General features: G+C 73.4%; 10 protein-coding genes and 3 tRNA genes. 6 read left to right on the forward strand and 7 right to left on the reverse strand.

Annotated elements, in window-relative coordinates; translation table 11 throughout:
- Nucleotides 1–559: 559 nt before the first annotated feature.
- Together ppdK and Sdia_RS09510 are read left to right on the forward strand one after the other, a co-directional pair.
- Complete coding sequence (ppdK, locus tag Sdia_RS09505) at nucleotides 560–3,316, forward strand: pyruvate, phosphate dikinase (protein ID WP_124287139.1); 2,757 nt, start codon at nucleotides 560–562, stop codon at nucleotides 3,314–3,316.
- 282 nt (nucleotides 3,317–3,598) lie between these two features.
- On the forward strand, nucleotides 3,599–4,384 hold the full coding sequence (locus Sdia_RS09510; RefSeq protein WP_100452818.1) for a sulfite exporter TauE/SafE family protein: 786 nt from the start codon (nucleotides 3,599–3,601) through the stop codon (nucleotides 4,382–4,384).
- Between the two features lie 158 nt (nucleotides 4,385–4,542).
- Here the strand turns inward: Sdia_RS09510 and Sdia_RS09515 are convergent, their stop codons facing one another.
- Nucleotides 4,543–5,196, reverse strand: a complete 654-nt coding sequence (locus Sdia_RS09515) for a hypothetical protein (RefSeq protein WP_115069922.1) — start codon at nucleotides 5,194–5,196, stop codon at nucleotides 4,543–4,545.
- Between the two features lie 309 nt (nucleotides 5,197–5,505).
- Here Sdia_RS09515 and cutA point away from each other — a divergent pair, with 309 nt between their 5' ends.
- Entirely contained in the window at nucleotides 5,506–5,856 is a 351-nt protein-coding gene (cutA, locus tag Sdia_RS09520; RefSeq protein ID WP_100452820.1) for a divalent-cation tolerance protein CutA, read from the forward strand.
- A 193-nt stretch (nucleotides 5,857–6,049) separates the two neighbouring features.
- Here the strand turns inward: cutA and Sdia_RS09525 are convergent, their stop codons facing one another.
- The 3 genes from Sdia_RS09525 to Sdia_RS09535 form a co-directional block, all read right to left on the reverse strand.
- Nucleotides 6,050–7,270, reverse strand: a complete 1,221-nt coding sequence (locus Sdia_RS09525; RefSeq protein ID WP_115069923.1) for an MFS transporter — start codon at nucleotides 7,268–7,270, stop codon at nucleotides 6,050–6,052.
- Between the two features lie 256 nt (nucleotides 7,271–7,526).
- Nucleotides 7,527–8,069 (reverse strand): class I SAM-dependent DNA methyltransferase, encoded by a 543-nt coding sequence (locus tag Sdia_RS09530; RefSeq protein WP_115069924.1) that lies wholly within the window; start codon nucleotides 8,067–8,069, stop codon nucleotides 7,527–7,529.
- Between the two features lie 47 nt (nucleotides 8,070–8,116).
- Nucleotides 8,117–8,713: a TetR/AcrR family transcriptional regulator gene (locus tag Sdia_RS09535; RefSeq protein ID WP_189399653.1), complete on the reverse strand. Its 597-nt coding sequence runs from the start codon at nucleotides 8,711–8,713 to the stop codon at nucleotides 8,117–8,119.
- Between the two features lie 61 nt (nucleotides 8,714–8,774).
- Here Sdia_RS09535 and Sdia_RS09540 point away from each other — a divergent pair, with 61 nt between their 5' ends.
- Both Sdia_RS09540 and mgtE read left to right on the forward strand, forming a co-directional pair.
- Entirely contained in the window at nucleotides 8,775–9,674 is a 900-nt protein-coding gene (locus Sdia_RS09540) for an NAD(P)H-binding protein (protein WP_189399655.1), read from the forward strand.
- Nucleotides 9,675–9,924: 250 nt separating this feature from the next.
- The gene (gene mgtE, locus Sdia_RS09545; protein WP_115069925.1) at nucleotides 9,925–11,292 is read left to right on the forward strand and encodes a magnesium transporter; all 1,368 of its coding nucleotides are present in this window, start codon (nucleotides 9,925–9,927) and stop codon (nucleotides 11,290–11,292) included.
- A 131-nt stretch (nucleotides 11,293–11,423) separates the two neighbouring features.
- Here the strand turns inward: mgtE and Sdia_RS09550 are convergent.
- The 3 genes from Sdia_RS09550 to Sdia_RS09560 all read right to left on the reverse strand — a co-directional run bounded on the left by Sdia_RS09550 (nucleotide 11,424) and on the right by Sdia_RS09560 (nucleotide 11,858).
- Nucleotides 11,424–11,497, reverse strand: a tRNA-Ile gene (locus Sdia_RS09550).
- A 210-nt stretch (nucleotides 11,498–11,707) separates the two neighbouring features.
- Nucleotides 11,708–11,780, reverse strand: a tRNA-Asn gene (locus Sdia_RS09555).
- A 5-nt stretch (nucleotides 11,781–11,785) separates the two neighbouring features.
- A tRNA-Asn gene (locus Sdia_RS09560) sits at nucleotides 11,786–11,858 on the reverse strand.
- A gap of 175 nt (nucleotides 11,859–12,033) precedes the next feature.
- Here Sdia_RS09560 and Sdia_RS09565 point away from each other — a divergent pair.
- Entirely contained in the window at nucleotides 12,034–12,333 is a 300-nt protein-coding gene (locus tag Sdia_RS09565; protein WP_100452826.1) for a hypothetical protein, read from the forward strand.
- Nucleotides 12,334–12,396: the final 63 nt, after the last annotated feature.

Below are 12,396 nucleotides of genomic sequence, written 5' to 3' on the forward strand. Positions count from 1 at the left end.
CCGCCGACGGGGCGGCCGGCACCCGGTGCTCCTCCGGCGGCGGGGCGCCGCCGCGGGGGCGCGCTCATCCGAGCCTCGCGCCAGGAATGGCGCAAATCCGTACTCCGGCACGCCCGTGGGGACGGCACCGCGTGCCGGGAGTGCCGTTATGCGGCGTCGGATGTTCGCCAGGCGCACGGAACTGGTCCACATCGTGGCCTCCATCCCGGGCCGAGGGCGTGATTCTCGCCACCCCTGATCGCCCCCATGCTCAGATGAGCACGAATGTGCGGCCTGCACTTGTCAAAGGGTGGCACTGGGTGCCAGTGCTCGATCATTTTTAAGCCGAACGCTGATGTGGCTGTGTGTGACCGTAGAGGCTTCTGGGCCCCACATCCCGCTCCCTCGTGTTCGACTCTTGAAAGCGGAACGCTCCTTCGCGTCCCTCTGCGGTCACTTTGGATCTGCTGGCAGACGGGTGGCGGCAGCCCCTGGGCGCGCAAGTGGACGTACCCAGGTGCCTTCGATCTGGGTATGTTCCTCGCCGTCAGGGCAGCCAGTCCGCGAGGAGTCGAATCCCGTGTCGGAACCGCAGAACACAGAACCCGCCGTAGCGAACGCCGGTGCCGAGCAGGCGCAGACGCAGAAGTTCGTCTACGACTTCACCGAGGGCAACCGCGACCTCAAGGATCTTCTCGGTGGCAAGGGGGCCAACCTCGCCGAGATGACCAACCTGGGTCTGCCCGTCCCCCCGGGCTTCACCATCACCACCGAGGCGTGCAAGACGTACCTCGACAGCGGTGACGAGCCCAAGGAGCTCCGCGACGAGGTGAGTGCGCACCTCGACGCCCTGGAGCGGACCATGGGCAAGAAGCTCGGCCAGGCCGACGACCCGCTGCTGGTCTCGGTGCGCTCGGGCGCCAAGTTCTCGATGCCGGGGATGATGGACACCGTCCTCAACATCGGCCTCTCCGACAAGTCCGTGAAGGGCCTCGCCGCGCAGTCCGGCGACGAGCGCTTCGCCTGGGACTCCTACCGCCGGCTCATCCAGATGTTCGGCAAGACCGTCCTCGACGTCGACGGCGAGCTTTTCGAGGACGCCCTGGAGGACGCGAAGAAGGCCAAGAAGGTCACGGTCGACACCGACCTGGAGGCGGCCGAGCTGAAGAAGCTCGTCACCAGGTTCAAGAAGATCGTCAAGACCGAGGCCGGGCGCGACTTCCCGCAGGACCCGCGCGAGCAGATGGACCTCGCCATAAAGGCCGTCTTCGACTCGTGGAACGGCGAGCGGGCCAAGCTCTACCGCCGCCAGGAGCGCATCCCGCACGACCTGGGCACCGCCGTCAACATCTGCTCCATGGTCTTCGGCAACCTCGGCCCCGACTCCGGCACCGGCGTCGCCTTCACCCGCGACCCCGCCAGTGGCCACCAGGGCGTCTACGGCGACTACCTCCAGAACGCCCAGGGCGAGGACGTCGTCGCCGGCATCCGCAACACCGTGCCGCTCGCCGAGCTGGAGTCGATCGACAAGAAGTCGTACGACCAGCTCATGGAGATCATGGAGACGCTGGAGACCCATTACAAGGATCTCTGCGACATCGAGTTCACCATCGAGCGCGGCCAGCTCTGGATGCTCCAGACCCGCGTGGGCAAGCGCACCGCCGGTGCCGCCTTCCGTATCGCCACCCAGCTCGTCGACCAGGGCCTCATCGACGAGGCCGAGGCGCTCCAGCGGGTCAACGGCGCGCAGCTCGCCCAGCTGATGTTCCCGCGCTTCGACGAGACCACCTCCGTGGACACCATCGGCCGGGGCATCGCCGCCTCGCCCGGCGCCGCCGTCGGCAAGGCCGTCTTCGACTCGTACACCGCCATCAAGTGGTCGCGCTCCGGTGAGAAGGTCATCCTGATCCGCCGTGAGACCAACCCGGACGACCTGGACGGCATGATCGCCGCCGAGGGCATCCTCACCTCGCGCGGCGGCAAGACCTCGCACGCCGCCGTCGTCGCCCGGGGCATGGGCAAGACCTGCGTCTGCGGCGCCGAGGACCTGGAGGTCGACACCAAGCAGCGCCGGATGACCGCGCCCGGCGGCCTGGTCGTCGAGGAGGGCGACCTCGTCTCCATCGACGGCTCCAGCGGCAAGGTGTACCTCGGTGAGGTGCCCGTCGTGCCGTCGCCGGTCGTGGAGTACTTCGAGGGCCGCATGCACGCCGGTGCCGACGACGCCGACGAACTGGTCGCCGCCGTCCACCGCGTCATGGCCTACGCCGACCGCGTCCGCCGCCTGCGGGTGCGCGCCAACGCCGACAGCGCCGAGGACGCGCTGCGCGCCCGCCGCTTCGGCGCCCAGGGCATCGGCCTGTGCCGCACCGAGCACATGTTCCTCGGCGAGCGCCGCGAGATGGTCGAGAAGCTCATCCTCGCCGACACCGACGCCGAACGGGAGACCGCGCTGGAGCAGCTCCTGCCGTTCCAGCGCAAGGACTTCGTGGAGCTGTTCGAGGCGATGGACGGCCTGCCCGTCACCGTCCGGCTCCTCGACCCGCCGCTCCACGAGTTCCTGCCCGACATCACCGAGCTGTCGGTCCGCGTCGCCCTCGCCGAGTCCCGCCAGGACGCCAACGAGAACGACCTGCGCCTGCTCCAGGCCGTGCACCGCCTGCACGAGCAGAACCCGATGCTCGGCCTGCGCGGCGTCCGCCTCGGCCTGGTCATCCCCGGCCTGTTCACCATGCAGGTCCGCGCCATCGCCGAGGCCGCCGCCGAGCGGAAGAAGGCCAACGGCGACCCGCGCGCCGAGATCATGATTCCGCTGGTCGGCACCGTCCAGGAGCTGGAACTGGTCCGCGACGACGCGGAGCAGGTCCTCGCCGACGTGCAACGGGAGACCGGCACCGACCTGAAGCTGGCGCTCGGCACCATGATCGAGCTGCCGCGTGCCGCGCTGACCGCCGGCCAGATCGCCGAGGCCGCCGAGTTCTTCTCCTTCGGCACCAACGACCTCACCCAGACCGTGTGGGGCTTCTCCCGGGACGACGTGGAGGCCAGCTTCTTCACCGCCTACCTGGAGAAGGGCATCTTCGGGGTCTCCCCGTTCGAGACGATCGACAAGGACGGCGTCGGCAAGCTCGTCCGTGACGCCGTCGAGGCCGGCCGGGCCACCCGCCCCGACCTGAAGCTCGGCGTCTGCGGTGAGCACGGCGGTGACCCGGAGTCGGTCCACTTCTTCCACGAGGTCGGACTCGACTACGTCTCCTGCTCGCCGTTCCGCATCCCGGTCGCCCGCCTGGAGGCCGGCCGCGCCGCGGCCGCCTCGAAGGGCAGCGACAGCCGCTGACCGGCCTCCGGAGCCGTCCGCGCCCCCGGCCCCTCACCGGCGTGCACCGTGGACGGCTCCGGTCCCACCCTGGACCGGTCCGGCGCCACCCGTGTGCGGGGGGCGCGCCGGCCCGGTCCGGCGACAGCGCCCCTGGGGCCCGCTTCACGAGCGCGGGCCCCAGGGGCACTGTGGTGTCCGGGGGCGGCCCAGGCGCCCGCCGCCACCCGGACCGGCGGCCGGGCCGTCTCGCACGCCGGGCGCCCGAGAGCCGCCGGCCGGCCCCCCGATAGGGTCATGCCCATGCCTGACATAGCCGTGACCAGCATCGTCCTGCTCTGTGTGGCCGCTCTGGCCGCCGGCTGGATCGACGCCGTGGTCGGCGGCGGTGGGCTGCTCCTGCTGCCCGCGCTGCTGCTGGGGCTGCCCGCCAACACCCCAGCCGCCTTCGCCCTCGGCACCAACAAGGCCGTCGCCATCGTCGGCACCACCGGCGCCGCCGTCACCTACGTCCGCCGCGCTCCCGTCGACGTGCGCACCGCCGTGCGGATCGGTCTGGCCGCGCTCGCCGGTTCCACGGGTGGTGCCTTCTTCGCCGCGGGGATGAGCACCGAGGTGCTCAAGCCGGTGATCATGGTGGTGCTGCTCGCCGTCGCCGCCTTCGTCATCCTCAAGCCCGCCTTCGGCACCACCGCGCCCCCGTCCGGCCCGGTCTCCCGCCGCCGCACCCTCGCCGCGATCGGCCTCGCCGGACTCGGCATCGGCTTCTACGACGGGCTGATCGGCCCCGGCACCGGCACCTTCCTCGTCCTGGCGCTGACCGCCGTCCTCCACCTGGACCTCGTCACCGCCTCCGCCACGGCCAAGATCGTCAACTGCTGCACCAACGCCGGGGCGCTCGCCATGTTCGCCTGGCAGGGGACCGTGCTGTGGCAGCTCGCCGCCCTGATGGCGGTCTTCAACCTCGTCGGCGGCACCCTCGGCGCCCGCACCGCCCTCAAGCGCGGCAGCGGCTTCGTCCGGATCGTCCTGCTGGTCGTCGTCCTCGCCCTGGTCGCCGACCTGGCGTACGAGCAGTGGCTCGCCTGACCCGGACGCCCGCCGGACGCCCCGTCACCCGATCCCGCGCGCCAGCAGCCACAGCCCCACGCAGAAGAAGAACCAGGTCCCGGCCGCGACGGCCAGACTGACCACCCGGCGCCGCGACAGCCCACCCGCCACCGGGCCCGGACGCCGGGCCGGCCCGGTCAGAGCCCGCCTCCGCGTGTGTGGCGGTGCAGCAGCCAGGTGCCGCCCGCCGCCGCCAGCCCCAGCGCCGCCACCCCGGCCGTGACCTGCGCCGGGTCGGTGCCGAGCGCCGAGCCGACGCCCGCCACGGACCCCTGTGTCACCTGCTCCGGGGCGGCGGCCGCCCGCTCGCCGCCAGGGCCGGAGCGGCCCTCGGCGCCGGGCGCGGCCGGCCGCTCACCCGGCAGCGGCTCCTGCCGGTCCTCGGTCTCGTCGGGGCCGAGCGAGGTGAGCGTCACCACCAGGTCCGCCGCCACCACCTCCCCCTGCGGGCAGCGCGCCACGATCTCGTACGTCCCCGGGACCGCCGAGCGCGGTACCCGGAAGGTGCCCCGCGCGTCCTCGTCCTCGGCGCCCGGCACCAGGCTGAACCGCCCCGCGCCGACCGCGCGCGCGTCGCCCGTGACCGTTCCGCCGCCCTGGCCGTCCTCCGGCCGGCACGCCCCGGTCACCAGGGTGACGGCGGAGCCGGGCGCCACCTGACGGGGCTCCACGGCCGCCCGCCCGCCGCTCCCCGCGTCGGCGTACGCGGCCGGGGCGGCGGACAGGGCGAGACCGGCACCGAGGGCGGCGGCCGCTCGGACCGTACCGGTCAGCAGACGGGCAGTACGCATGGTGCTCCTTAGCCAAAGACGACAGCGGCACACGGGTGCCGCCGGGGCGCGTCCCCGCTACCGAGGTAAAGCCGCCCCGCCGCCCGCCGCCTGTCGGACGCGTCGTCACAGCCGCCGGCACCACACCCGCCTGACCCCACGACGACTCCGTCGACGCAGGTCACAGCGGGTGTACCCGCGACCGCCCGCCCCGTACTGCGAACCGCTGGTGAACGGGTGACCCACACCTCCGACCGGCCCAAGCCCCCGTGGGCGCCCGGCGCTCCACGTACGGTGTGCCCGACACGCAGCCTCAGGAAGGGAACCGAGATGACCGCCCCGCAGGAGTCCGCGCCCCCGGCCGTCGTCGTCGTGACGACCGTCGACACCCCCGACCGGGCCGAGAGCCTGGCCGCCGCGGCCGTCGAGGCCCGCCTCGCCGCCTGCGTGCAGATCGTCGGCCCCGTGACCTCGGTCTACCGCTGGCAGGGCGCCGTCGAGGACGCCCGCGAATGGCAGCTCCACCTCAAGACCGCCGAGGAGCGCTACCCCGCTCTGGAGCAGTGGCTGCTGCGCCACCACGACTACGACACCCCGGAGATCCTCGCCACGCCGGTCACCGGTGGCAGCTCCGCCTATCTCCGCTGGATCGCCGAGGAGACGGCACCTGACGCCGGGTGAGACCTGCTCGGGCTCGTCCGTCAGGCGGTTCCGCCGCTCCGCCACGCCTTCGCGGGCCCGTCTGCCTCGACCGGCACGGCTGCCGTGCCGGAGCCCTGGCCTGCGGAAGGTGGCCGCCCGCGCGGTGATGCGCCTTACGGATGCCGTTCGCGTGCGGCGGGACCGGCGCGCGAGGCGGACGCGGAGGACGGGTTCAGTGCTGCGGGCGGCTCCGTCGCCCCTGGAGCACGCCTGCCAGCAGCAGGACCAGCACCCCCGCGAAGGGGACCACCAGCAGGCCGGCGCGGAGGCTGAACGCGTCCGCGACCAGGCCGACCAGTGGCGGGGAGAGCAGGAAGCCGAGGCGCATCAGCCAGGAGACCAGGGCGAGCCCCGTCCCGGGCTTGAGGCCGGGCAGTTCGTCGGCCTCGTGCATCGCCGCCGGGACGAGCGTGGCCACGCCGAATCCGGCCGCCGCGAAGCCGAGGACGGTCCCGGGCACGGTCGGGAAGGCCAGGGCCAGCCCCATGCCCGCCGCGGTGACGAGCCCTCCGGCACGGGCCACCGCGCGCTGGCCGAACCGGTCGACGAGCCGGTCGCCGAGGACGCGCCCGACGAACTGGGCCCCGACCAGAGCGATGAAGCCGGAGGCGGCCAGCGCCACCGAGGCGTGCAGCGGGCCGGAGAGGTAGAGAGCCGCCCAGGAGCTGCCGGCGTCCTCCACCAGCGTGCCCGCGGTGGCGATGAGGACCAGTGCGGCCAGTACCCACGCCGTACGGCGCCCCGGGAGGGCGCCCTTCCCGGGGCGCCCGGCGGGCGCGTCGGCCACCGGCTCGACGGCGGGTCCGGTGTCCGGCCCCGGCAGGCAGAACCGCAGGGCGGCCGAGGCGACGACGGTGAACACCGCTCCGGAGACGGCCAGATGCCGCCCCGGCGGCACGCCGAGCGCGATCGCCCCGGCGGCCATGGCCCCGCCGGTGACGGCGCCGATCGACCAGATGGCGTGGAAGGAGTTGATGACCGAGCGCCCGTACCGTCGTTGCACCCGCAGCCCGTGGGCGTTCTGCGCCACGTCGGTGATCGCGTCCATCGCTCCGGCGAGGAAGAGCGCGGCGGCGAACAGCGCCACCGTGCCGGAGAATCCGGCGGCGACGATCCCCGCCGCCGTCAGCAGGGTGCCGGCCACCGCCGCCCGCGCCGAGCCCAGCCGCCGGATGACCACCCCGGCCGCCAGTCCGGCCGCCACCGCCCCCGCCGGGAAGGCGGCCACGGCCAGGCCGTACCCGGCGTTCGTGATGCCGAGGGCCTCCTTGATCTGCGGATACCTCGGCAGCAGGTTGGCGAAGAGGGCGCCGTTGGTGAAGAAGAGCACGGCGACGGCCACCCGCGCCCGCCGGTCGGCCACGGTGGGCGGGGTGGCGACGACGACAGTCATGCGCGGGAGCCTACAGCGAGTGATGTACGAACGTACACTCCTCGGGGGGTGAACGGCCGGCGCGGCCGGCCGGCCGTCGGGGAGGCCGGACGACGCCGCCGCGGCGCGTGCCGGCGCCGGCCGCCCGCTGATCCGGTGCCGGGGTCCTCCCGCTCCGCGCCCGCCGTGCGGAGGCGACTTCGCATCGCCGGAGCTTGTCCGCCGGACGCGGCCCCCACCCGGGGCGCGGCACCGAAGAGTGCCGGCCCCGGCGCCTTCACGCCCGGCGGTGGACCGAGACCGCGTACGCGCCACCGGCGTACGGCTCCCGGGACCAGGTCGCGTACCGCGCCTGCGGTGTCAGTCCCGCGGCCGAGCAGTGGGCGTCGTACGCCTCCAGGGTGTAGCCCCGGTCCAGGGAGAACCCCGCCACGAGCCGGCCCCCCGGCCGCACGTGGGCGGCCACCCCGGCGACCAGGGCGGCCTCCGTCCCGGGCGGGGTGAACAGGGGGACGTTGCCCGCCATCAGGACCACGTCGAAGCTCCTGCCGAGGTCGAGGGCGGTCAGGTCGCTCCGGTGCCAGGTCAGCTCCGGCGCCAGGCGGCGGGCGGTGGCGAGCATCGAGGCGTCGAGGTCCACGCCCACCACGTCGATCCCGTGCCGGGCCAGCTCGACCGCCACCCGCCCCGTCCCGCACCCGGCGTCGAGCACACTGCCCGGCGTCAGGGACCGCACCAGGTCCGCCTCGCCGTGCACGTTCCCCCCCTCGGCCGCGATGCTGTCGAACCGGGCCTGATACGCGTCGCCGTTCCACTCCATGCCAGGACTCTGGCACACCCCCCGGCCGGGCCCGGCATCCCGTCCCCTCACCGCAGCCGGCCGAACGCCTCGTCGGCGTCGGCCACCGCCTCGGGGTGGACGTCGCGGGCGCTTCGGCCGTCGGCGATCCGCTGCCAGTTGGCACGGGCGAGCACCCGATGGACCGCGAGTGCCTGAGCGGCCCGCACCCGGGCCTGGACGTCTTCGCCGAGGGCGTCCGCCAGCGCCTGCTCGTCCTCCAGCTGGTACCGCACGAGCCGTCCCGCCAGGCTCGGCGTGGCGAACACCAGCCGGTGGAACGCCACCACGCCGGGCTGGTCGTTGAGGCCGGTGACCGGGTCCCGCCGGTCGAGCCCGTCCCGGAAGTGCCGGTGCAGCGCCGTCATCGGCCCGGTGCCGGCGGGACGGTCGCGTACGACGCGCGCGGCCTCGCCCTGGTGGTCCGCGAACCGGTGCAGGACCAGGTCCTCCTTGGTGGGGAAGTACCGGAAGAGGGTCGGCTTGGAGACCTCGGCCGCCGCCGCCACGTCGTTGACCGAGACGCGGTCGAACCCGTGCTCCAGGAAGAGGGAGGCGGCCGCCTCCCCGATCGCCTCGCGCGTCCGCTCCTTCTTGCGGGCCCGCAGTCCCGTCGGCTCGCTCATGCGGCCACCGTACATTCATTACCGGGTTGCTTTTATTACCGGGTAACGTTTGTATGGCCGCATGAACCGGACACCTCGGACAGACATCCCGCCCGTGCTCGTCACCGGGGCGACCGGACGGCTCGGCCGCCTGGTCGTCGGCCGGCTCCTCGACGCGGGCGTGCCGGTCCGCGCCCTCGTCCGCCGCCGGGAGGCGGCGGCCACACTGCCGCCCGAGGCCGAGGTCTTCACCGGCGACCTCACCGTGCCCGCCTCGATCGCCCCGGCACTGACGGGCGCCGCAGCGGTCCTCCTCGTCTGGACCGCACCGCCCGGGACCGCCGAGGCGGTGGTGGCACGGCTCGCCGGCCAGGTGCGGCGGGTCGTCCTCCTCTCCTCCCCGCACCGGACGCCGCACCCCTTCTTCCAGCAGCCCAATCCCGTGGCGGCGCTCCACGCCCGCCTCGAAGGCCTCCTCGCGGCGGCCGTACCGGAGACGGCGATCATCCGCCCGGGGATGCTCGCGTCGAACGCGCTGCTCTGGTGGGCGCCCGCGATCCGCTCCGGCGAAACCGTGCGGTGGCCCTACGGTGCCGCTCGGAGCGCGCCGGTCGACGACCGCGACGTGGCAGCCGTCGCGGCGCGCGTCCTCGGCCAGGAAGGCCACGCCGGAGGCGACCACGTCCTCACCGGCCCCGAGCCGCTGACCCAGGCCGCACAGGTGGCCGCCCTCGGGGAGGTGCTGGGCCGCCCGATCGCGTACGAGGAGATGCCCCCGGACGAGTTCCGCGAGCTCTCGCGGGGCACGGCGCCCGCCCCGGTCGCCGACATGCTCCTCGCCGCCTGGCGCGCGAGCCTCGGGCACCCCGCGCACGTCACCACGGCCGTGGCCGACCTCCTCGGCACCCCGCCGCGGACGTTCCGGCAGTGGGCCGCCGACCACGCCGCCGCGTTCGGTCCGGAACCGCCACCGGGCGGCTGAGGAGGGGAGGCGGGACGCGGCCCGGCCCGGGTGACCGGCGCGCGATAGCCTGAGAGAAGCGTCCGCTCCGCGGCGCAGTGCACCGGTGACGGGTCCGAGAAGGGGGTGGTCCTGCGATGAGCAGCGAGCCTCCTAGTCCGGACGCCGCGTAGCGCTGCCGGTCCTCTCCCGGTACGAGTGGGACATCGGTGGTGCTCGCGTGCGTCCTGTGCCGATTCCCCGATCCCACCGTTGTGCCTAAGGACCTGCCATGTCGCAGCCGAACCGTCCCCACGAGCCGAGCGCGGAGCCGGCCGAGTCGTTGCGGGCCGCCGTGAAGGACCAGCGGCTGGACGCCGCCCAGGAGTGGCTGGAACGGCACCCACCGCACGTGGTCGCCGACGAGCTCGCCCGGATGGACGCGGTCGACGCCGGGGTGGCGTTCCGCCTGCTGGGCAAGGACCGGGCACTGGAGGTGTTCGAGGAGCTGGAGCCGGTCGACCAGCAGCCGATCCTGGAGGGGCTGCGGGACCGCTCCTTCCAGGAACTCATCGAGGCCATGGAGCCGGACGACCGGGCCCGGATGCTGTGGGAGGCGCCGGCCAAGGTCGTCAGACGGGTCCTGGCCGGGCTGAGCCCCAACGAGCGCAGGATGACCGCCGCGCTGCTCGGGTACCCCGAGGGCTCCGTCGGCCGCCACATGACCCCCGAGGTCGTCGCGCTGCCGCAGGCCCTGACGGTCGAACAGGCGCTGCGCACCGTACGGGCGAAGGGCGCGGACGCGGAGACGGTGTACACCTTGCCCGTGGTGGACTCCGGGCGGCGGCTGACCGGCATCGTGGAACTGCGCGAGCTGGTGCTGAACGCGCCGGACGCGATGGTCTCCGACCTGGTCGTGACCGAGCCGGCCGCCGCGTACGCCACCGACTCCGCCGAGTCCGCGGCCCGTCTGATGCGGGAGACCAACGACCTGAGCCTGCCCGTCGTCGACAGCGAGGAGCGGCTCGTCGGGCTGTTCACCATCGACGACGCCGTGGAGGTCATCGAGGCCGCCGACACCGAGGACGTCGCCCGCCAGGCCGGTGCCGCCCCGTGGGCCGGCCACTACATGGCCGCCTCCGTGTGGCAGCTCGCCCGCTACCGCGCGCTGTGGCTGGCCCTGCTGCTGGTCGCGGCGACCCTCACGGTCGGGGTCACCCAGGCCTTCGAGGCCACGCTGGAACAGGTGGCCCAGCTCGCCCTGTTCATCCCCATGCTCATCGGCGCCGGAGGCAACGCCGGCGCCCAGGCCGCCACCGCCTGCGTCCGCGCTCTCGCGGTCGGCGAGGTGCGCGGCTCGGACCTCATGAAGGTGATCTGGCGCGAATGCCGGGTGGGCCTGGTCCTGGGCTCGATGCTGGCCCTGCTCGGCCTGGTGGTGGGCACCCTCTTCGTCAGTGCGAGCATCGCCCTGGTGGTCGGCATCACCCTGGTCGTCATCTGCGGCTGGGCGGCGACCATCGGCGGCACCATGCCCCTGCTGGCCAAACGCCTCCACATCGACCCGGCGGTCGTCTCCGCCCCCATGGTCACGACCCTGGTGGACGCCACGGGGCTCATCATCTACTTCCTGACGGCCAAGGCGGTGCTGGGCGTCTGACGCTCCAGAACCCCGCGGCAGCGCCCTCCGGCCGAGAGGCCGCACGGACGAGAAGGGCCGCCGCACACCCCGCGGCGGCCCTTCTCGTCGCCACGGAACAACCTGAGCGCGTCCGGCCGCGTGGCGGTGGGTGGGGCGGAAGGGACTCGAACCCTTGACCGACGGATTATGAGTCCGCTGCTCTAACCGGCTGAGCTACCGCCCCTTAGCGGCGTGTCGCGTACATGTGTACGTGCCGTCTGCCGCAGCATAGCCGCTCATACGATCTGCTGCCCCGGCTGGTCGGCCTCGCCTGATCTTGAGGACTCCGCCGGGGCGTGTGTGGTTCCCTCGGCGGGGCAGAAGCTCCGCACATGGACCCCGACGAGACGGTGAGCGCACGAAAAAGGACCCCCGAGGGGGCCCTCATCGTTTGCTCTCCCGACTGGACTCGAACCAGTAACCTGCCGGTTAACAGCCGGCTGCTCTGCCAATTGAGCTACAGGAGATCGAGCTCCCCCGACTGGACTCGAACCAGTAACCTGCCGGTTAACAGCCGGCTGCTCTGCCAATTGAGCTACAGGGGAATGCTGCGTCGCGTCGAACGGGGCTCCCGCGCGGAGTGCTCCACGGGGCGCTCGCTCGCCGCGACACATACATTAGCGCAAGCAGGGGGGTGCTTCGCCAATCGGTACCCGGCGAAGGGCCGCACCCCTGTCACGGCGCACGGCAGAACCGACCACTACGGAAGGGTGGCAGTTGATGCGCTACCGGCTCACCTTCGTCGCCGGAGCGGCCCTGGGCTACGTGCTCGGCAGCCGCGCGGGACGCGAGCGGTACGAACAGTTGAGGAAGTGCGCGGAGCGCGTGGCGCGGAACCCGGCGGTCCGCAACGCCGCCGAGAGCGCGGCCCAGCAGGGGCGCGGGTTCGCCGACAAGGCGTACCACTCGGTGAGCGAGCGGGTCGGTGACCGCGTCCCGGCGCCGGTGGCCGACCGGGTGCGGTCGCTGCGTGAGCGCGGCCAGGGCTCTCGGGACGACTGGGGGACCGGCCCCGTCTGAGACCCGCGTCACATCGGCGTCGTCGCGCCGTCCGGGAGCGCCCCGTCCCCGCGGGGCGCTCCC

The sequence above is a fragment of the Streptomyces diastaticus subsp. diastaticus genome (assembly GCF_011170125.1).
GTDB classification, from domain to species: domain Bacteria; phylum Actinomycetota; class Actinomycetes; order Streptomycetales; family Streptomycetaceae; genus Streptomyces; species Streptomyces diastaticus.